The sequence below is a fragment of the Roseibacterium elongatum DSM 19469 genome, from assembly GCF_000590925.1.
Taxonomy (GTDB): domain Bacteria; phylum Pseudomonadota; class Alphaproteobacteria; order Rhodobacterales; family Rhodobacteraceae; genus Roseibacterium; species Roseibacterium elongatum.
The window spans coordinates 589,462-606,756 of the sequence record NZ_CP004372.1 but is presented as its reverse complement, the minus strand read 5'-3'; the positions used below and the strand labels follow the sequence as shown (position 1 = coordinate 606,756).

The window sequence follows — 17,295 nt, the reverse complement described above, 5'->3', positions numbered from 1 at the left end:
CCGATTGTCAAGCAAAGTTGACACATATACAACCCGCGTTGACACTAGTAGAGAAGTGACATGACGACCGACCTGCCTACCCCCGCCTCGCCCCTCAAGATCGGAACCCGTGGCTCGCCGCTGGCGCTGGCACAGGCCTATGAAACCCGAACCCGCCTGATGGCCGCCTTCGACTTGCCGGAAGAGGCATTCGAGATCGTGGTGATCAAGACCACCGGCGATGACCGTGGACTCATCGATGCCGACAAACCCCTGAAAGAGTTGGGCGGCAAGGGTCTCTTCACCAAGGAAATCGAAGAGGCGATGCTGACCGGCGGGATCGACATCGCGGTGCATTCTATGAAGGACATGCCGGTCGAACAGCCGCCCGGTTTGATCCTCGATACCTACCTGCCGCGCGAGGACGTGCGCGATGCCTTTGTTTCGCTGAATCACGATTCGCTTGCGGCGCTGCCCGAGGGCGCGCGCGTGGGGTCCTCGTCGCTGCGTCGCCGGGCCCAGCTCAAGGCGCGCCGTCCCGACCTGCAGGTGGTCGAGTTTCGCGGCAATGTGCAGACGCGGATGAAAAAGCTGGGCGACGGGGTGGCGGATGCCACCTTCCTCGCCATGGCGGGCCTGCGCCGTCTGGGCATGACCGAGGTGGTGAAATCGGCCATCGAGGTCGAGGATGTGCTGCCGGCCGTCGCACAGGGCGCCATCGGGATCGAACGGCGCATCGACGACACGCGCGCCGCCGAGATGCTGGCGGCCATCCATGATGGGCCTACGGGGCAACGTCTTGCGGCCGAACGGGCCTTTCTGGCCGGTCTCGACGGGTCCTGCGAAACCCCTATCGCCGGTCTGGCCGAACTGGACGGCACCATGCTGCGCCTGCGGGGCGAGATCCTGCGGCCCGACGGGTCCGAGGTGCTGACCGCCGACCGCACCGCGCCGATCGAGGATGGCGCGAAACTGGGCGCCGAGATGGCCGCCGACTTGCGCGCCGAGGCGGGCGAAGGGTTTTTCGACTGGATCACCGCCTGAGGGCGGTGGAAAAGCCGGCTTTTCCGACCTGCACATGTCGGTTCCGGGCTTTCGTGATCCCGAGGGGGTGGCCTAGGCTTTTGCCGACCAGCCGAGGCCCGACATGTCCGACGATCCCCTTTTGCAGCCCTTTCAGCTCAAGCATCTGACCTTGAAGAATCGGCTCATGTCCACCGCGCATGAGCCGAATTATTCCGAGAATGGTCTGCCGCTTGAGCAATACCGCCTTTACCATGTCGAGAAGGCCAGGGGCGGGCTTGCCCTGACGATGACGGCCGGTTCGGCCATCGTGTCCGCCGATAGCCCCGAGGCGTTCGGCAACCTGCATGCCTATCGCGACGAGATCGTGCAGCCCTTGCGCGACCTGACCGAGGGCTGCCATGCCCATGGCTGCGCGGTGATGATCCAGCTGACGCATCTGGGATGGCGCACGACCTGGAACAAGGGCGACTGGCTACCGGTGGTCGCCCCGTCGGCGGTGCGCGAACCGGCGCACCGCGCCTTTCCCAAGGAAATGGAGGACTGGGACATCGACCGGATCGTCGCCGATTATGCGGCGGGGCGCAGCGGATGCAGGCCGCGGGCCTCGATGGCATCGAACTCGAGGCATACGGCCACCTGATCGATGCCTTCTGGTCGCCCTATCAGAACCGGCGCGATGACGCCTTTGGCGGCAGCCTGGACAACCGCATGCGCTTTGCGTGGCTGGTCATCGACGCGATCCGTGACGCGGTTGGCCCCGATTTTATCATGGGGCTGCGCATGGTGGCGGACGAGCAATTCGACCCCGGTTTGTCGCGGGCCGAAGGGGTCGAGATCGCGCGGCGCTTTGCAGGCTCGGGCAAGGTCGATTTCCTCAATCTGATCCGCGGGCGCGTGGCCAGCGACGCGGAACTGACCGAGGTGATCCCGATCCAGGGAATGCCATCTGCGCCACATCTGGATTTTGCCGGCGAGATCAGGTCCGAGGTCGATATCCCGATCCTGCACGCCGCCAAGATCGCCGATGTCGCCACGGCACGCCATGCCGTGGCCAGCGGCAAGCTCGACCTGGTGGGGATGACCCGCGCCCATGTCGCCGATCCGCATATCGGGGCCAAGATCGCGGCAGGGCAGGAAGACCGAATCCGTCCCTGCGTGGGGGCGACCTATTGCCTCGACCGAATATACGAAGGGGGGCAGGCGCTGTGCATTCATAACGCTGCCACGGGGCGCGAAGCCGTCCTGCCCCATGACATCCCGCGCGCGCCCGTCTCGCGCCATGTGGTCGTCGTCGGGGCCGGGCCCGCAGGGCTGGAGGCGGCGCGCGTTGCGGCCGAGCGCGGCCATGCGGTCACGGTCCTCGAAGCGTCGGATCGCGCCGGGGGGCAGATGAACCTGCTGACGGCCAATCCGCGGCGGCGCGACCTTGCCGGGATCGTCGATTGGCGGTTGCAGGAATTGGACCGCCTGGGTGTCGAGATCCGGTTCAACGCCTTTGCCGAAGCCGAAGATGTGATCGCCCTGAGCCCCGAGGTGGTGATCGTGGCCACCGGCGGCCTGCCGCAAATGCCCGAGATGGCCGGGCAGGACTGCGCGGTTTCCAGCTGGGATGTCCTGGCGGGGGCCGTGAAGCCCGTGGGCGATGTCCTGGTCTATGATGACAATGGCGGCCACCCCGGCATGAGTGCGGCCGAGGTGATCGCCCGCTCGGGCGCGTCGCTGGAACTGGTCAGCCCCGAACGGTTCTTTGCGCCGGATATCGGCGGCACCAATCACGTGCCCTATATGCGTGCCTTGCACGAGACGGGCAGCCGCCTGACGATCAACACGCGGGTGACCGCGGTCCGGCGCGAGGGGAACCGCCTGCGGGTTACGCTGGGGTCCGATTTCGCGCCGGCCTGGACAGAAGAGCGCGTGGTCGACCACCTGGTGGCCGAGCATGGCACGACGGCAAATGACGATCTCTACCATGGCCTTCGTCCGCATGCGGCGAACCGGGGGCGGGTGGATTACGCGGCGCTGATTTCAGGGCGCGGGTCTGTGTTTCCGAGGCAGGCGGAAGATGGGTTCATCCTGTACCGGATCGGCGATGCCGTCGCCTCACGCAACATCCACGCGGGCATCCATGACGCGTTGCGCTACGGGATGCATCATTGAAACCGTTTGTTGCGCCCTGAAACGGCCCGCCCGTCGGATTGCCGCTTTTGCGTGAAACTGGCATGGTCCTGTCAGCGCCCCCGCCCGAGGTCGCGCAGGGATTGGATGGAGTTGCGGAATGCGAGTTGAGGAGACGGGCTTGCCCGGTCTTGTGGTTCTGACACCGGCGCGATTTGGCGATTCTCGCGGCTTTTTCTCGGAGACCTACAACCGTGCCCGTCTGGCCGACCACGGGATCACGACCGATTTCGTGCAGGACAACCACTCGCTCTCGGCCGAGGTCGGCACGGTGCGCGGGCTGCATTTCCAGGCACCGCCCCATGCGCAGGCCAAGCTGGTGCGCTGTGGGCGCGGCGTGCTGTTCGACGTGGCGGTGGATATCCGCAAGGGCTCGCCCACCTATGGCCAGTGGGTCGGCGTCGAATTGAGCTTCGAGAACGGCAAGCAACTGATGATCCCGGCGGGATTTGCCCATGGTTTCGTGACCCGGACCCCCGAGACCGAGATCATCTACAAGTGCTCGGATTACTACGCGCCCGAGACCGAAGGCGCGTTGCGCTTCGACGATCCCGATCTGGGCATCGATTGGCAGTTGGGACAAGTTGCGCCGATCCTGTCGGACAAGGACGCCGCGGCAGGGGCCTTTGCCCGGTTCGACAGCCCGTTCACCTACGAGGATGCGCCGCGATGAAACTGCTCGTGACCGGTGGGGCCGGGTTCATCGGCTCGGCCGTGGTGCGGCTGGCCATCGCGCGCGGCCACGAGGTGGTCAATGTCGATGCGCTGACCTATGCCGCCTGCCTCGACAATGTGGCCTCGGTGGCCGATCACCCCGGCTATTTCTTCGTGCAGGCCGATATCCGCGACCGTGCCGCAATGGACCGCGTCCTGGCCGATCACCGGCCCGACGCCATCATGCACCTGGCTGCCGAAAGCCATGTGGACCGCTCGATCGACGGGCCGGGCGATTTCATCGAGACGAACATCACCGGCACCTATACCTTGCTCGAGGCCGCGCGCGCCTACTGGTCACGGGCCGGAAAGCCCGCGGATTTCCGTTTTCACCATATCTCGACCGACGAGGTCTATGGCACGCTGGCGGCCGAGGGGCTGTTCACCGAGGACACGCCCTATGCCCCCAACAGCCCGTATTCTGCGTCCAAGGCGGCCTCGGACCACCTCGTGCGCGCCTGGTTCGAGACCTATGGCCTGCCGGTGATCGTGACCAATTGCTCGAACAATTACGGCCCCTACCATTTTCCCGAGAAGTTGATCCCGGTGGTGATCCTGAGCGCGCTGGCGGGCAAGCCCATCCCGGTTTACGGGCGGGGTGAGAACGTGCGCGACTGGCTATATGTCGAGGATCACGCCGAGGCGCTGCTGCTGGCGCTGCAAAAGGGGCAGGTCGGGCGCAGCTACAATATCGGCGGCAACAACGAGCGGCGCAATATCGACCTGGTGCGCACGATCTGCGCCCTGCTGGACGAACGCCGCCCCGAGGGCGCCCCGCATGCGCGGCTGATCACCTTTGTCGCGGATCGCCCCGGCCACGACCTGCGCTATGCCATCGACGCCACCCGCATGTCCGAGGAACTGGGCTGGTCCCCCACGGTCACCGTGGAAGAGGGGCTTGAGAGAACCGTGGATTGGTATCTTGAAAACCGCGCCTGGTGGGAAAAGCTGCAAAGCAGACATGGCGTCGGACAAAGACTGGGCGCGCGGGCATGAGCGGGCCGGTGATGATCTTTGGCCGGACGGGGCGAAGTGGCGACGGAACTGCAGCGCCAGGCCGATGTCCTGGCCCTGGGCCGCGACATGGCCGATCTGTGCAACCCCGCCGCCTGTGCCGCCGCGATCCATGCCCATGCTCCGTCTGCCGTCATCAACGCCGCCGCCTACACCGCCGTCGACCGCGCCGAGCAAGAGCAGGACCTGGCCAACACGATCAACGGGGCTGCGCCCGGTGCGATGGCGCGCGCCTGTGCCGAGTTGGGCATCCCTTTCGTTCATCTGTCGACCGACTACGTCTTCGCCGGTCACGGCGAGCGGCCGTGGCAGCCGACCGACCCGGTCGCGCCGCTGGGGGCCTATGGCCGCTCGAAACTGCTGGGCGAAGAGGGCGTTCGCGCCGCCGGCGGGGTTGCAGTGATCTTGCGCACCTCCTGGGTGGTCTCTGCGCATGGGCAGAATTTCGTGAAGACGATGCTGCGCCTTGGGGCCGATCGCGGCCGGCTGAGCATCGTGGCCGATCAGGTCGGGGGACCGACCCAAGCGCGGGCGATTGCAGACGCCTGCCTGCGCATCGTGGCGCAGGTGCAGCGCCACCCGGAAAAATCCGGCACCTACCATTTCTCGGGCGCGCCGGATGTCAGCTGGGCCGATTTCGCGCGCGAGATTTTTGCACGGGCCGGGCTGGCCTGCCGGGTCGAGGATATCCCGAGTTCCGCCTACCCGACGCCCGCCGCCCGCCCGGCGAATTCGCGGATGGATTGCAGCACGACCGAGGCCGTTTTCGGCATTCCCCGCCCGGACTGGCGTATCGGCCTGCGCGAGATCCTGTCGGAGGTTCAGGCGCCGCGGGTTTGATCGAGTCGAGGCCACGGCGCGTCACCTTTTGTCGCGCTGACTGTGATCACACCCTATGGGCGACTTGCCAGGTTTTCTTGTAAAAGATTTGCTGCGACCCCGGCATGTCGGACCGGCCCCGACGAGAATTGAGTCATATCCCTTTGCGCATGGGGCAACTCGTCTATGGTCGCTGCCCGAACAGGTTGCTAAGACCTTTGGCGATAAGCGGCGGAACGGGCTGGTTGGTTTCATGACATCCTCCACGAACGTGTAAGGGCGACCTCGTGCTCTATCGGTTCCGAGCGGTCTATCTTCGGTACGTGTGGCGGCACGCCGACCGGCTGTGCGGCTTTTCCTTGCCGCGTGACGGGCGTCGGCGCCTGGGTCATGTCGAGCGGGTTACGCGGGAACGCGGATGCGTGCGCCTGATCGGGTGGATGGCGGCCCCGCAGGTGCATGTCGTCTGGCCCGAGGGTCGCGTGGCCATCACCCCGGCAATCCCACGCGCCGATGTCGCCCGCAAGCTGGGGCTGCCGCTGAATTGCGGCTTCGAGGTCGAGATCCCCGAGACTGCGCGTCCCCTGCAGATGGAAGTGACGACTGCCGCGGGGGACACGCTGCGCCTGCCGGTTCGTCATCCGTCCGAGCCGCCCACACCCGCAGCCGAGCGCCGGATCAAGCGGGCCTTTCTGCGCGATCTGCTCAAGGCCCTGCCAGCCGGGATGCGATGGATCATCCGACGTGACGAAGCCAGCCGCAGCGCGGTGAAACGGGCCCTCGGGTTGGAGGATCTGCACCCCGGTCTGCCCCTCGACGACAGGTATTTCCGCACAAGCAGCAGCAGGCGGCCGGGGCGGGAAGGGTCCGCACCTGGCGTCGCTGTCACGTCCGTTCCGGCGGATACGCCCGTGACGATCATCATGCCGGTGCATGACGCTTATGACATGGTCACCGAGGCGTTGAACCGGGTCGCGAAGAACACCGATCTGGACTGGCGGATCATCCTTGTCGACGATGCCTCAACAGACGAACGTGTCCGACCCTTCCTGCGCACCTGGGCGGATACACGGGCCGGGGCGCGGGCCCGTCTGATCGAGTTGGACAGCAATCTGGGGTTCGTGGGCGCGGTCAACCATGCCTTCGCCGAGGCCGAGCATTTGCCGGGGCATCTGATCCTGCTCAATTCGGATGCGATGGTTCCGCCGAACTGGGCGTCGCGGCTGGTTGCGCCGTTTTATCAAGACGACCGCATCGCCTCGGTGACGCCCATGTCCAACGATGCCGAGATCTTTTCGATCCCGCTGATCGTTCAGGCGCGACACATTCCCGAGGGTCTGGTGGATCAACTGGATGCGGTCGCGGCCTCGATACCTACGCCGCCGCGTCTGCCCTCGGCCCCGACCGGGGTAGGCTTCTGCATGGCCTTGTCCTCGCATTGGTTCGCGCGGGTGCCGCGCTTCGACACGGCCTTTGGGCGCGGGTACGGCGAAGAGGTCGACTGGTGCCAACGGATTCGCAAACGTGGGGGGGCGCCACGTCGGTTTGCCCACGCTTTTCGTCGAGCACCGAGGCGGCCAGAGTTTCGGACCAAAGGCGAAGCAGGACCTTGTGCTGCGGGCCAACGCCATGATTGCGCGCCGCTTTCCGGCCTATGACCTCGAGGTGCAGACCTATATCGCCCGCGATCCTTTGCGGACGCCGCGCCTGGTGCTGGCCGTCGCGCTTGCCGGGTTCACCGCGGACGGTCCGGTGCCCCTTTATCTCGCGCATTCGCTTGGCGGGGGGGCTGAACATGCCCTGCAGGAAGAGATCGCGCAGCGCACCCGCCTTGGGCAATCGGCCATGGTGTTGCGGGTCGGCGGGGCCGCCCGGTTTCAATTCGAGCTGCACACAAGCGATGGGGTGATCGCCGCGACAACCAATGATCTGTCCTCGGTTCAGGCCATGCTCGCGACCGTGCCGGCGCTTGATATCATCTATTCGTGCGGCGTCGGCCATCCCGACCCGGCCGCACTGCCGGACATCCTGCTGTCTTTGGGGCGCGGTGATGGCCGCGACAGGTTCGCCGCGCGGGTCCATGACTTTTTCATGCTGTCGCCGTCCTACAATCTGCTGGGATCGGACGGGCGCTATCGCGGCGCGGTGGCGGGGACGTCGCAGGACCCTGCGCATTGCGTTCGGGCCGCAGATGGGCAGGTCGTGACCCTAGGCCAATGGCGGCGCCGTTGGGCCGGGTTCCTCGAAAAATGCCACGAGATCACCGTGTTTTCGCAAAGCAGTGCCGATCTGATGCAAGCCGGGTTTCCCGATTGGCTGTCCGAGCGGGTTCACTGCCGTCCTCACAAGATCAGCGCCAGCGTTCTGCAGGTGGATACGTCGCAGGCGCACAGCACGGTCATTGGTGTTCTGGGCAACCTCAATCGCGCCAAGGGCGCAGATCTGATTTGCGAGATCGGTCAACATCTGCTGCGCGAGGCCACCGGCCACAAGGTCGTGCTGATCGGCAATATCGACCCGGCCTTTTCCCTGCCGCCTTCGGTCACCTTGCACGGCAGCTACCAGATCGACGAGATCGCCGCCTTGGCCGAACGCTACCATGTCGGCCGATGGCTGGTTCCGTCGGTCTGGCCCGAGACCTTTTCCTTTGCCACGCACGAAGTCATCGCGACGGGTCTTCCCGTTTTCGGCTTCGACATCGGTGCGCAGGGTGAGGCGTTGCGCGCGGCCCCGAATGGCCACCCGATCCCCTTTGATCCCGATGGAGACCTGGTTGCCGCGGTCTTGCAGGCGATTGCCCATCACGACCGCGCAGACGCGGGCTGAGGGACCGCGGAACGCCGCGTCAGATCGCCTGCAGGCGCGCCAGCATCGGCGCGCGTTCCGCCTCGATCTTGGCCACGAGGTCGGCGCGATCCTTGCGGAAACGGTCGGCATAGGCACGGTTCTGCGAGGTTCCGAGTTTTTCGTGCCTGAGCGTCAGCTCGGGCCAGCCGGGGTCGCGCAACTGGGCCAGCTCGGCCAGCCGGCGCCGCACAGCCTCGGGCCCGGCATGCATCATGTCTTCGTAACACAGGCGGAACGGCGCGATGCCGTAGTCTTGAAACAGCGCCTCGTTGCGGCGTTCGGCATTCAGAATATGGGTGATCCAGCGCTTGATCTCATCGGCGTCGTAATCGAACCCGGAATCCAGTTTCCGGTCGTCCTGCCCGTCGGTTTCCGGTGAGTGGGCGATCTTCGTCCGCACCATCTTGGCCAGCGAGACGCCTTGGGCGACGATATCACGCCGGATCAGCCACAGGGGAACGCAACTTGCATCGTTGAACGTGTCCATGAACGGGGTGGGATCGGGGAAAAGCCGGCCCAGTTGGTGGGCCGTGACCTCGAAACTGAAAACGCCGTTGGGGCTACAGAACCATTTCTGTACCTGAAGGATGTAATCGTCGCGCCCCAGCGCCTGGATTCCGTTTGCGATCTGCGGGGTGAAATTCGGGTTGAACACCTCGTTGCCCGCGCCCAGATGTCGGCTCTGCCCGATCAGGTCGGTCAGCCAGGAACTGCCGGACCTGGGTGTGAAATAGATCACCAGTTTCCTGGTCGGCAGGGGGCGCGCCTGAATCTTTTCCCGCCGCGCAGGGTTTTCCTGTGAACGGGTGAAGTAGTCTTCGATCGTGCCGCCCACCTGTTCCCCCATGTGACAACGGACCCCGCCGCCTGCTATTTCATATCCGCGCCGGGCTGGCCAGTGGGTCGGATCCGTACGGGGCGGTGGGGTGCCCTTGACCTTCCCATCACTGGAAGCCTTATGTGCGAGTCTTGTAACACCCCTGGTCAAGGAACGGTCCCGAATGTCGGCTTCATCCCCGATGCGCTATTCTGTCGACAATCTCCACTGCGGTGGCTGCGTCTCGCGCGCCGAGGCGGCCTTGTCCGCGATACCGGGCGTGGCCGCCGCGCAGGTCAATCTGGTGACGAAACGGGCCGAGGTGACCCGAGGGCGCGGGTTCGATGCCGACGCGGTCCGCGTCGCGATGGCGCGGGCCGGCTACCCGGTGACCCCGCTCGATGCGCCGCGCGTTCTGCGATTTGCCGTCGACAACCTGAGCTGCGGCAGTTGTGTTTCCCGTGCCGAGACTGCCCTGTCCGCGGTGCCGGGGGTCGAGACGGCGCAGGTCAACCTCGCCTCCCGGCGGGCCGAGGTGACGGGCAGTGACGATCTGGATATCGCGCAGCTACGCGCACGGATGCAGGCGGCGGGCTATCCGCTTACCCCGTTGGACAGCGTCACGGCGCCCACGCCGCAGGGCGGGGATGACGCACGCCCCTATAACCGTGCGTTTCTTGTGGCGCTGGCCCTTACGCTGCCGGTGTTCATTTCCGAGATGGGCGGCCACATCATTCCAGCCTTTCATCGCTGGCAGATGGACACGCTTGGCATGACGCCCTTGCGGGTGGTGCAATTCCTGCTGACCACGGCGGTGCTGATCGGGCCCGGGCACGTCTTTTTCCAACGCGGTGTGCCGGCCCTTTTGCGGGGCGCCCCCGAGATGAACAGCCTTGTGGTGCTGGGGGCCGGCACGGCCTGGGCTTGGTCCAGCCTGGTCACCTTTGCGCCCGGCCTTGTTCCCGAAACCGGGCGCCACGTCTATTTCGAGGCGGCGGCCGTCATCGTCACCCTGATCCTGCTGGGGCGTTGGCTGGAGGCTCGGGCGCGTGGCGCTGCGGGCGCGGCCATCGAGGGGTTGATGGCGCTGACGCCAGATACCGCGCTCAGGGTCTCGCCCGATGGCACCGAGGTCGAGGTGCCGATGGAGCATGTCCAACCGGGCGACGTTCTGCGCCTGCGGCCCGGCGCGCGGGTGGCCGTGGACGGGGTGGTCCTGTCCGGCGCATCGCATGTGGACGAGGCGATGCTGACCGGCGAACCGCTGCCCGTCGCCAAGGGGCAGGGCGACCCCGTCACCGCGGGCACCATCAATGGAAATGGCCTGCTGGCGTATCGGGCCACCGCCGTGGGCGGCGACACCGTTCTGGCGCGGATCGTCGCCATGGTCGAGGACGCGCAGGCCACGCGCCTGCCCATTCAGTCGCTGATCAACCGCGTCACGGGTGTGTTCGTGCCCATCGTTCTGGTCATCGCCAGCGTGGCGGCGCTGGCATGGTCCGTGCTAGCCGGAGATGTCGCGCAGGCCGTGGTGGTTGCGGTATCGGTCCTCATCATCGCCTGCCCCTGCGCCATGGGTCTGGCCACGCCGGTTTCGGTTCTGGTCGGCACAGGCCGCGCGGCGGAACTGGGGGTGCTGTTTCGGCGCGGCGACGCCCTGCAGGGTTTGAGCCGTGTTGATCTGGTGGCATTCGACAAAACCGGCACCCTGACCGAGGGCAAACCGGCGGTCACGGGGATCCACCCGAGCCGTGATATCTCGGCCGAGGACCTGCTGCGTCTGGCCGCCGCGCTGGAACGCGGCTCGGAGCATCCGCTGGCCCGCGCGATCGTGGCCGAGGCCGGATCGCGCGGCTTGCACGCTCCGGATGTGGAGGGGTTCGAAAGCCACCCCGGTGCGGGCGTCATCGCCACGCTGGACGGTGAAACGCTGCGCCTTGGTTCGCGCGCCTTCCTGTCCTCGCAGGGTGTCGCGGTTCCCGATGATGTCGCGCCCGGTGCGACCCAGGTTCACCTTGCGCGGGGGGCTCTGTACCTTGGGTGTCTGGCGCTGAGCGACCCGCTCAAGCCTGACGCCGAAACAGCCGTTGCCAACCTGATGGCGCGCGGCGTGGAGGTGGCGGTCCTGTCGGGCGATGGCACGGGCCCGGTCGCGGCCGTCGCCGAGCGCCTCGGCGTGACGACCTACCGCGCCGAATGCACACCTGCCGACAAGCGCGCCGCGCTCGAGCACTGGCGCGCCAGGGGCCTAAAGGTCGCCTTCGTGGGCGATGGCATCAATGATGCGCCTGTCCTCGCCGCCGCCGACGTGGGCATCGCGCTGGGAACGGGTACCGATATCGCGATGGAAGCGGCCCAGGTCGTCCTGGCCTCGGGCGCACCGAGTGGCGTCGTGGCCGCGTTCGAGGTCAGCCGGCGCACAATGCGCAATATCGCCCAGAACCTTTTCTGGGCTTTCGGGTACAATGTGGCCCTGATCCCCGTTGCGGCCGGGGTGCTGGCCCTGTTCGGCGGCCCCTTCCTGAACCCGATGCTGGCGGCGGGGGCTATGGCGGCCAGTTCCGTTCTGGTCGTCGGCAATGCCGTGCGTCTGCGCCGCATGGAGGTGCGCCCATGAATATCGGTCAAGTTGCGCAGCGGACTGGCCTTCCGGCCAAGACGATCCGCTACTACGAGGATATCGGCCTGATCACGCCGGATCGGGCATGCAACGGCTACCGGCGGTTCAGCGAGGCGCATCTGCACAAGCTGGCGTTTCTGGGCCGTGCGCGTGGCCTTGGCTTTTCCATCGAGGATTGCCGCGTCCTGCTGGGGTTGTGGCAGGATCGCAGCCGCGCCAGTGCCGATGTCAAGGCGGTTGCGCGCAAGCATCTGGATGAAATCGACGCCAAGATGGCGGAACTGGCCGAGATGCGCAGCACACTCGCCGAGCTTGTGGAGCGCTGCGCCGGTGACCAGCGGCCCGACTGCCCGATCCTGCGCGACCTGGCCGCGGATGCATAGCCCGGTTGCCAGCGGCACCCAGCCATGCCAGCCATGAGGGGGACCGAACCGCGCCGCGACGGGGATGCAGCCAGGATGAGCGCCGAAAGCACCTATGCCGATTGGATCGCCGTCGCGTACCGCGACAGGCGCCTGTGTGCCTGGGCCATGGCGGGCGAGGGGACCGTTCGGGCGCAGGCCGATACCGCCTTGACCGGGGATAGCGGGGTTGAAGAGGCGCTGATCGCCTTGCTGGACCCGTGGTTGGGTCAGGCACAGATCCCGGTGATCGGCGCGGGGTTGGGCAGCGCGGATGGCGCGTGGCCGGCGCTGCCCGTCGTCGCGGTGCCGGCAAAGCCGCTGGACCTGTTGCCCGTGGCAACGGCCTGTTCCGACCCGCGTCTGCGTCTATGGCGCATCCCCGGACTGAGCCAGGCCGAACCCGCCGACCTGATGACGGGCGACGAGACGCGCATCGCTGGGTTTCTGGCCGCCAACCCGTCCTTCGACGGGGTTATGTGCTTGCTCGGTCTGCGGACCTGCTGGGTTCATGTCTCGGCCGAAGAGGTCGTCAGCTTTCAGACATCCCTAACCGGCGAGTTGTTTCAAGACCTGTCCCTGGGTGACAGTTTGCGGGACGCGGTGGCCGCACCCCGGATGGACATGGCGGCCTACGGCGAAGCCGTGACCGAGACCCTGTCGCGGCCCGAACGCTTGGCGCAGCGATTGTTTTCGCTGCGCGCCGCCCATCTGCTCCACGGCCTTTCGCCCGAGGCGGCGCGTGGGCGGCTGGCCGGCCTGCTGATCGGGGCCGAACTGGCGGCGACGCGGCCCTACTGGTTGGGCCAGGCCGTCGCCATCGCGGGTGCTCAGGACCTGGTTGCGCTTTATGCCAGCGCTTTGCGGGGGCAGGGGGTGTCGCCCTTGTGTCTGGAGGCAGGATTGCTGACCCAGGTCGGGCTGACACGATACCATGCCGCGATACAGGAGCCCGGCCCATGACATCGCGTTCGATCATTGCCGTGTTGCGTGGCATCACGCCGGACGAGGCCGTGGCTGTCGCCGAGGTGCTGCTGGAGGCCGGGATCGACCGGATCGAGGTTCCGTTGAATTCCCCAAGGCCACTGGACAGCATTTCCGCCATGGCGCAGGCGATGGGCGATCATGTGCTGGTCGGGGCGGGAACCGTCACGGCGACGGACGAAGTCCGCGAGGTGGCCGATGCGGGCGGCAGGCTCGTCCTGTCGCCGCATCTCGACCCGGCGATCGTGGCCGAAACCAAACGCCTCGGGCTCCAAAGCTGGCCGGGCGTCTTCACCCCGACCGAGGCTTTTCGCGCCCTTGCCTGCGGTGCCGATGGTCTGAAGCTTTTTCCGGCCGATCACCTAGGGCCTTCTGCGCTTGCCGCGCTTCGGGTCGTGCTGCCCAAACGGACCCGGATCTTCGCGTTCGGCGGCGCGGGAGCGTCCAATTTCGCGGCATGGCTGGCCGCGGGCGCTGACGGCTTCGGCGTGGGTGGCGCGCTCTTCTCGCCCGGTCTGCCGGCCGCCGAGGTCGCCGAACGCGCCCGCCATGTCGTCGCGGCCTATGATGCCGCCATGGCCGAAGTGGCCAGGTATCAAGGGCCATGACCCACCATTTATCGGCGTAAAGCTCCGGCATGCTGCGGTGGGACACCTGGGCCCTGCGCCGCATTTTTCCTGTTGACGAGGCAGACCGCTTGGCATACTCCGCACCGCGGTTTGGCGGAGTAGCTCAGTTGGTTAGAGCAGCGGAATCATAATCCGCGTGTCGGGGGTTCAAGTCCCTCCTCCGCTACCAATTATCCTTAAATATCAAGGCCTTAGGATCGAGATGTCCGGGCCTGCTCGTTCGAGTACCGTATTAGCACAGTCTGGACGTTCGGGGAGCGTTCTGGGCACCGTTCCTATCACACCATGGGCGACCCGACGATCCGCTCGTATAGGGCCTCCAGCGCCTCAGGGCCGACCTCGCACTCCCACACTACCAGCGCTGTCCAGCCACCGGCCTCCAGCTCCGCCAGCGCGGCCGCGTCCCTCTCGACGTTGCCCTCCAGCTTCCGCCGCCAGAAGTCCGCCCGCGTCCGAGGCAGCTTGGCCCGCCTGCAGCCGGGGCGCTGGTGCCAGAAGCAGCCGTGGACGAACACGGCGACGCGGCGGGAGGGGAACACGAGGTCCGGCCTTCCGGGCAGGTCCCTGCGGTGGAGCCGGAAGCGCAGCCCTCTGGCGTGAAGGTATCGGCGGACCGCCATCTCGGGCTTGGTGTCCCGGCCGCGCACGCTGGCCATGACCCGGCTGCGCGTCTCCTCGTCGAACACGTCCACTTCGGCTTGCCTCTCCTCTGCCGTGCTGCTCTCCTTGCAGGGAATCAGTTACAGGAGAGGCACTTGATTACCAACGTCGCAAAGTCGTTCGCCGCCGCGAAGAAGAAGTATGACCGCGGAGACGACGCGCTCGGCGACGCCCTCGCACTCGGGGGAACGTGCCTCGCGACCCTCCACACCCATGCCACGTTCAGGCGCTTCGGCCTGTTCGCTGGTCCTCCGCAGATCGAGTACTGGGTAGCCGAGGACGCCGGCGCGCTAAGCCGCCCCTACCGCCCGGACCTGTTCATCCAGGACCCGGCCGAGTTCGCGAGGGAGGCCGACGCCTTCGTGGGCGACATGCGCCGCAGGACCAACGGCGACCCCGACCGCTTCGACCGCGTCGTCTACACGACGGTCACGGCCTTCTGCCTCTGCTACGACGTCTGGAAGCCCAAGAGCCGCAAGACCCCGGGGACCTTCTTCGAGGTGCTGATCGGCTCGGCGGCCCGCGTCCGCTTCCCGAGGCTCGCCATGACGAAGCACATACCCATCAAGGCCATCCCGGTCGACGACGTGGTCGACGAGATGGTCGAGATGGACCCGGACGCGGACGAGGAGACCGTCGCAGCCCTGCAGGGAGACTCGGTGTCCACGGACCTCGTGCTCGCCGACCCCGAGACCGATCGGGGCGCGGTCATACCCCTCAAGATCACGACCCGCGAGCGCATCGTCCAGCCGTTCGCGCACCAGCGCATCCTCGACTCCGCCTATCCGGGCAGGTTCGCCAGCTTCCTGGCGTGCATGAGCGAGGTCCAGCGGGACGACAGCTCGGGCACGGTCAAGCAGATTTGCGTCCCCGGCACGGTCGCCCTGTTCCAGAAGCACCTGGCCAGCCTGAACGGCCTCTACTACTGCGACATTCCGGTGCGATACGCCCGGCCTGATCTCGGCGCCGTCATAGACGTGAAGCCCCTGCACCGCCTGTTCGACGACGTGGAGGCCCACCTCGACGCTCAGAGCGCGAGCTGAGACTGACGCCCTAGCTCACGGACGGCTCTGGTCCCGGTGACCCTCTCGTTGACGCGGTCCAGCGCGCGGATGATCGCGAGGCCGGCGGCACGGGCGAGAGGCGGCGGCACGGCGTTGCCGACCTGCGTCCGAACGTCCATCCTGTTTCCGAGGAAGCGGAAGTCGTCGGGAAAGCCCTGCATCCGGGCCGCCTCCCGCGGAGTGATGGCGCGGTTCTGCTCGGGGTGCCCGTAGCGACCGCGGGTGAAGCTGTCGAAGCCGACCGTGATGGTCGGGCACTGGCCCTCCCACATGAGACGCCCGTAGACGTCGGGCCAGCCGCCCTTCCTCACGTCGGTCACCTGGTGGCAGGGCAACCGGAGGTCCCAGGGTATGTCCTGCCACCCGCCGCCCTGAGGTACGTGGGAGAACCGCTCCTCGTTCAGCTTCGTGATCTTGCACTTTTGGTGGTTCGGGATGTCAGGGTGCTCGCTGTAATCGTCCGGGGGCGGCGGCAGGTCTCCGATGGTGTCCCGAACCGTCACCCTCCGCTCGGCGTGTTCTAGGACTGGGCTCAGTGGTGTCGCGTCCCGCCTTAACCCGATCATCATGAAACGGCTGCGTGTCTGCGGCAGCCCGAAGTCCGAGGCACAGACCTGGAAGCAGTGGACGTGGTAGTCCACCAGAATGTCCTCCATCTCCTCAATCAGCTTCGCGCCGCGCTTCTGTCCGAAGATCGCGACGTTCTCGAACAGGAAGGCCCGAGGCATCATCTCGTTCGTGAGGCGGGCAAAGTCGAGAACGAGGCGGTTCCGGGGGTCGTCCAGCGCTGCGGCGCCACGACGCTGCTTGGAGAAACCCTGGCAGGGTGGACCACCGGAAAACAGGTCCAGCTCTCCGGGCTCAAGGCCCGCCAGTTCCAGCAGCTCCGCGCCCGTCGTCTGGCTAGCGTCTATCGCTCGGGCGTGGTCTCCGAGGTTGTGATTGTAGGTCTTGACGTGGGCCTCCTCGACGTCGAAGGCCAGCCTAACGTCGAAGCCGGCGTCCCTCAGTCCAAGGGCCATGCCTCCCGCCCCGCAAAATGACTCAATGCTCGTCCTCATGTCTCTCCGTCCGTGGTCGTTCTCCCTGCGTTCTCGTCGCGGGTATCTTCGGACACCATATCGGGTAGAGGGTCAGAACGGAACGCCAAAATAGCGGAAGGGCGCTGCCGGGGGCCCGACGACGCCCTCAGGGGCCTAAATGGCGTTGCGGGTCAGCCCTTGCGGGGCTTCCGCCGCATCGGCACATCCGTCCCCTTCTTGCGCATGACGGCGGCCACGCTCGCCACGCTGCGGACGCTGGTGTTGGCGGCTGGGAACTCGGCGAGGACCTGATCCACAATCTCTTGGTAGCCGAGGTCGGGGTCCATCAGCAGCTCTTGTACCAGCGAGCCGATGGTCCGCCTCGGCTCAGGGCCGTGGACCTTCGCCGCTGCGATCTTCTCGTCCACAGTCTGCTCGCGCTCGGGCGCGTCATCAGCAGCCGGGGCGGCCGGTTCGGCGTTCTCGGTGGCCTCGGCCTTGGGCATATCAGCCGCACGGTCACC

At 66.5% G+C, this 17,295-nt stretch carries 15 protein-coding genes, 1 tRNA gene and 1 pseudogene; 13 read left to right on the top strand and 4 right to left on the bottom strand.

Going from position 1 to position 17,295, the window contains the following annotated elements:
* The first annotated feature begins 60 nt into the window (after nucleotides 1–60).
* From hemC to ROSELON_RS02920, 7 genes and pseudogenes are all read left to right on the top strand, one after another.
* On the top strand, nucleotides 61–1,023 hold the full coding sequence (gene hemC, locus ROSELON_RS02950; protein WP_025310957.1) for a hydroxymethylbilane synthase: 963 nt from the start codon (nucleotides 61–63) through the stop codon (nucleotides 1,021–1,023).
* Between the two features lie 103 nt (nucleotides 1,024–1,126).
* Nucleotides 1,127–3,162 (top strand): annotated as a pseudogene (locus ROSELON_RS02945) (oxidoreductase).
* A gap of 118 nt (nucleotides 3,163–3,280) precedes the next feature.
* On the top strand, nucleotides 3,281–3,853 hold the full coding sequence (gene rfbC, locus ROSELON_RS02940; RefSeq protein WP_025310956.1) for a dTDP-4-dehydrorhamnose 3,5-epimerase: 573 nt from the start codon (nucleotides 3,281–3,283) through the stop codon (nucleotides 3,851–3,853).
* Entirely contained in the window at nucleotides 3,850–4,890 is a 1,041-nt protein-coding gene (gene rfbB, locus ROSELON_RS02935) for a dTDP-glucose 4,6-dehydratase (protein ID WP_025310955.1), read from the top strand. The genes rfbC and rfbB overlap by 4 nt, the downstream gene beginning before the upstream one ends.
* 36 nt (nucleotides 4,891–4,926) lie before the next feature.
* Nucleotides 4,927–5,748, top strand: a complete 822-nt coding sequence (gene rfbD, locus ROSELON_RS02930; protein ID WP_084613620.1) for a dTDP-4-dehydrorhamnose reductase — start codon at nucleotides 4,927–4,929, stop codon at nucleotides 5,746–5,748.
* A gap of 266 nt (nucleotides 5,749–6,014) precedes the next feature.
* Nucleotides 6,015–7,385, top strand: a complete 1,371-nt coding sequence (locus ROSELON_RS02925) for a glycosyltransferase family 2 protein (RefSeq protein ID WP_156945754.1) — start codon at nucleotides 6,015–6,017, stop codon at nucleotides 7,383–7,385.
* On the top strand, nucleotides 7,357–8,553 hold the full coding sequence (locus tag ROSELON_RS02920) for a glycosyltransferase (protein ID WP_156945751.1): 1,197 nt from the start codon (nucleotides 7,357–7,359) through the stop codon (nucleotides 8,551–8,553). The genes ROSELON_RS02925 and ROSELON_RS02920 overlap by 29 nt, the downstream gene beginning before the upstream one ends.
* A 19-nt stretch (nucleotides 8,554–8,572) precedes the next feature.
* Here ROSELON_RS02920 and ROSELON_RS02915 read toward each other — a convergent pair whose 3' ends face one another.
* On the bottom strand, nucleotides 8,573–9,421 hold the full coding sequence (locus tag ROSELON_RS02915; protein WP_025310952.1) for a Stf0 family sulfotransferase: 849 nt from the start codon (nucleotides 9,419–9,421) through the stop codon (nucleotides 8,573–8,575).
* Nucleotides 9,422–9,593: 172 nt separating this feature from the next.
* Between ROSELON_RS02915 and ROSELON_RS02910 the strand changes: the two genes are divergently transcribed.
* The 5 genes from ROSELON_RS02910 (at nucleotide 9,594) to ROSELON_RS02890 (ending at nucleotide 14,194) form a co-directional block, all read left to right on the top strand.
* Entirely contained in the window at nucleotides 9,594–12,008 is a 2,415-nt protein-coding gene (locus ROSELON_RS02910) for a heavy metal translocating P-type ATPase (protein WP_025310951.1), read from the top strand.
* On the top strand, nucleotides 12,005–12,394 hold the full coding sequence (cueR, locus tag ROSELON_RS02905; protein WP_025310950.1) for a Cu(I)-responsive transcriptional regulator: 390 nt from the start codon (nucleotides 12,005–12,007) through the stop codon (nucleotides 12,392–12,394). The genes ROSELON_RS02910 and cueR overlap by 4 nt, the downstream gene beginning before the upstream one ends.
* 75 nt (nucleotides 12,395–12,469) lie before the next feature.
* Nucleotides 12,470–13,375 carry a 2-dehydro-3-deoxygalactonokinase gene (locus ROSELON_RS02900; protein ID WP_025310949.1) on the top strand — a complete coding sequence of 302 codons (906 nt, stop codon included), beginning with the start codon at nucleotides 12,470–12,472 and terminating at the stop codon, nucleotides 13,373–13,375.
* Nucleotides 13,372–14,004 (top strand): 2-dehydro-3-deoxy-6-phosphogalactonate aldolase, encoded by a 633-nt coding sequence (locus ROSELON_RS02895; RefSeq protein WP_025310948.1) that lies wholly within the window; start codon nucleotides 13,372–13,374, stop codon nucleotides 14,002–14,004. The genes ROSELON_RS02900 and ROSELON_RS02895 overlap by 4 nt, the downstream gene beginning before the upstream one ends.
* A 113-nt stretch (nucleotides 14,005–14,117) precedes the next feature.
* Nucleotides 14,118–14,194, top strand: a tRNA-Met gene (locus tag ROSELON_RS02890).
* Nucleotides 14,195–14,303: 109 nt separating this feature from the next.
* Here ROSELON_RS02890 and ROSELON_RS02885 read toward each other — a convergent pair.
* Nucleotides 14,304–14,717 carry a very short patch repair endonuclease gene (locus tag ROSELON_RS02885; protein WP_025310947.1) on the bottom strand — a complete coding sequence of 138 codons (414 nt, stop codon included), beginning with the start codon at nucleotides 14,715–14,717 and terminating at the stop codon, nucleotides 14,304–14,306.
* 63 nt (nucleotides 14,718–14,780) lie between these two features.
* Here ROSELON_RS02885 and ROSELON_RS02880 point away from each other — a divergent pair, with 63 nt between their 5' ends.
* The gene (locus ROSELON_RS02880; protein ID WP_025310946.1) at nucleotides 14,781–15,728 is read left to right on the top strand and encodes a hypothetical protein; all 948 of its coding nucleotides are present in this window, start codon (nucleotides 14,781–14,783) and stop codon (nucleotides 15,726–15,728) included.
* Here ROSELON_RS02880 and ROSELON_RS02875 read toward each other — a convergent pair.
* The gene (locus tag ROSELON_RS02875) at nucleotides 15,713–16,810 is read right to left on the bottom strand and encodes a DNA cytosine methyltransferase (RefSeq protein ID WP_038650100.1); all 1,098 of its coding nucleotides are present in this window, start codon (nucleotides 16,808–16,810) and stop codon (nucleotides 15,713–15,715) included. The two genes, ROSELON_RS02880 and ROSELON_RS02875, sit on opposite strands and share 16 nt — an antisense overlap.
* A 152-nt stretch (nucleotides 16,811–16,962) precedes the next feature.
* The gene (locus ROSELON_RS02870) at nucleotides 16,963–17,277 is read right to left on the bottom strand and encodes a hypothetical protein (RefSeq protein WP_025310944.1); all 315 of its coding nucleotides are present in this window, start codon (nucleotides 17,275–17,277) and stop codon (nucleotides 16,963–16,965) included.
* Nucleotides 17,278–17,295 lie beyond the last annotated feature (18 nt).

Excerpts from the sequence above, each read along its gene's own strand:
- ROSELON_RS02920 (WP_156945751.1), top strand. The coding sequence starts at position 7,357 with ATGATTGCGCGCCGCTTTCCGGCCTATGACCTCGAGGTGCAGACCTAT.
- ROSELON_RS02915 (WP_025310952.1), bottom strand. The coding sequence starts at position 9,421 with ATGGGGGAACAGGTGGGCGGCACGATCGAAGACTACTTCACCCGTTCA.
- ROSELON_RS02900 (WP_025310949.1), top strand. The coding sequence starts at position 12,470 with ATGAGCGCCGAAAGCACCTATGCCGATTGGATCGCCGTCGCGTACCGC.
- rfbB (WP_025310955.1), top strand. The coding sequence starts at position 3,850 with ATGAAACTGCTCGTGACCGGTGGGGCCGGGTTCATCGGCTCGGCCGTG.
- ROSELON_RS02870 (WP_025310944.1), bottom strand. The coding sequence starts at position 17,277 with ATGCCCAAGGCCGAGGCCACCGAGAACGCCGAACCGGCCGCCCCGGCT.
- rfbC (WP_025310956.1), top strand. The coding sequence starts at position 3,281 with ATGCGAGTTGAGGAGACGGGCTTGCCCGGTCTTGTGGTTCTGACACCG.
- ROSELON_RS02875 (WP_038650100.1), bottom strand. The coding sequence starts at position 16,810 with ATGAGGACGAGCATTGAGTCATTTTGCGGGGCGGGAGGCATGGCCCTT.
- ROSELON_RS02895 (WP_025310948.1), top strand. The coding sequence starts at position 13,372 with ATGACATCGCGTTCGATCATTGCCGTGTTGCGTGGCATCACGCCGGAC.
- hemC (WP_025310957.1), top strand. The coding sequence starts at position 61 with ATGACGACCGACCTGCCTACCCCCGCCTCGCCCCTCAAGATCGGAACC.
- cueR (WP_025310950.1), top strand. The coding sequence starts at position 12,005 with ATGAATATCGGTCAAGTTGCGCAGCGGACTGGCCTTCCGGCCAAGACG.
- ROSELON_RS02910 (WP_025310951.1), top strand. The coding sequence starts at position 9,594 with ATGCGCTATTCTGTCGACAATCTCCACTGCGGTGGCTGCGTCTCGCGC.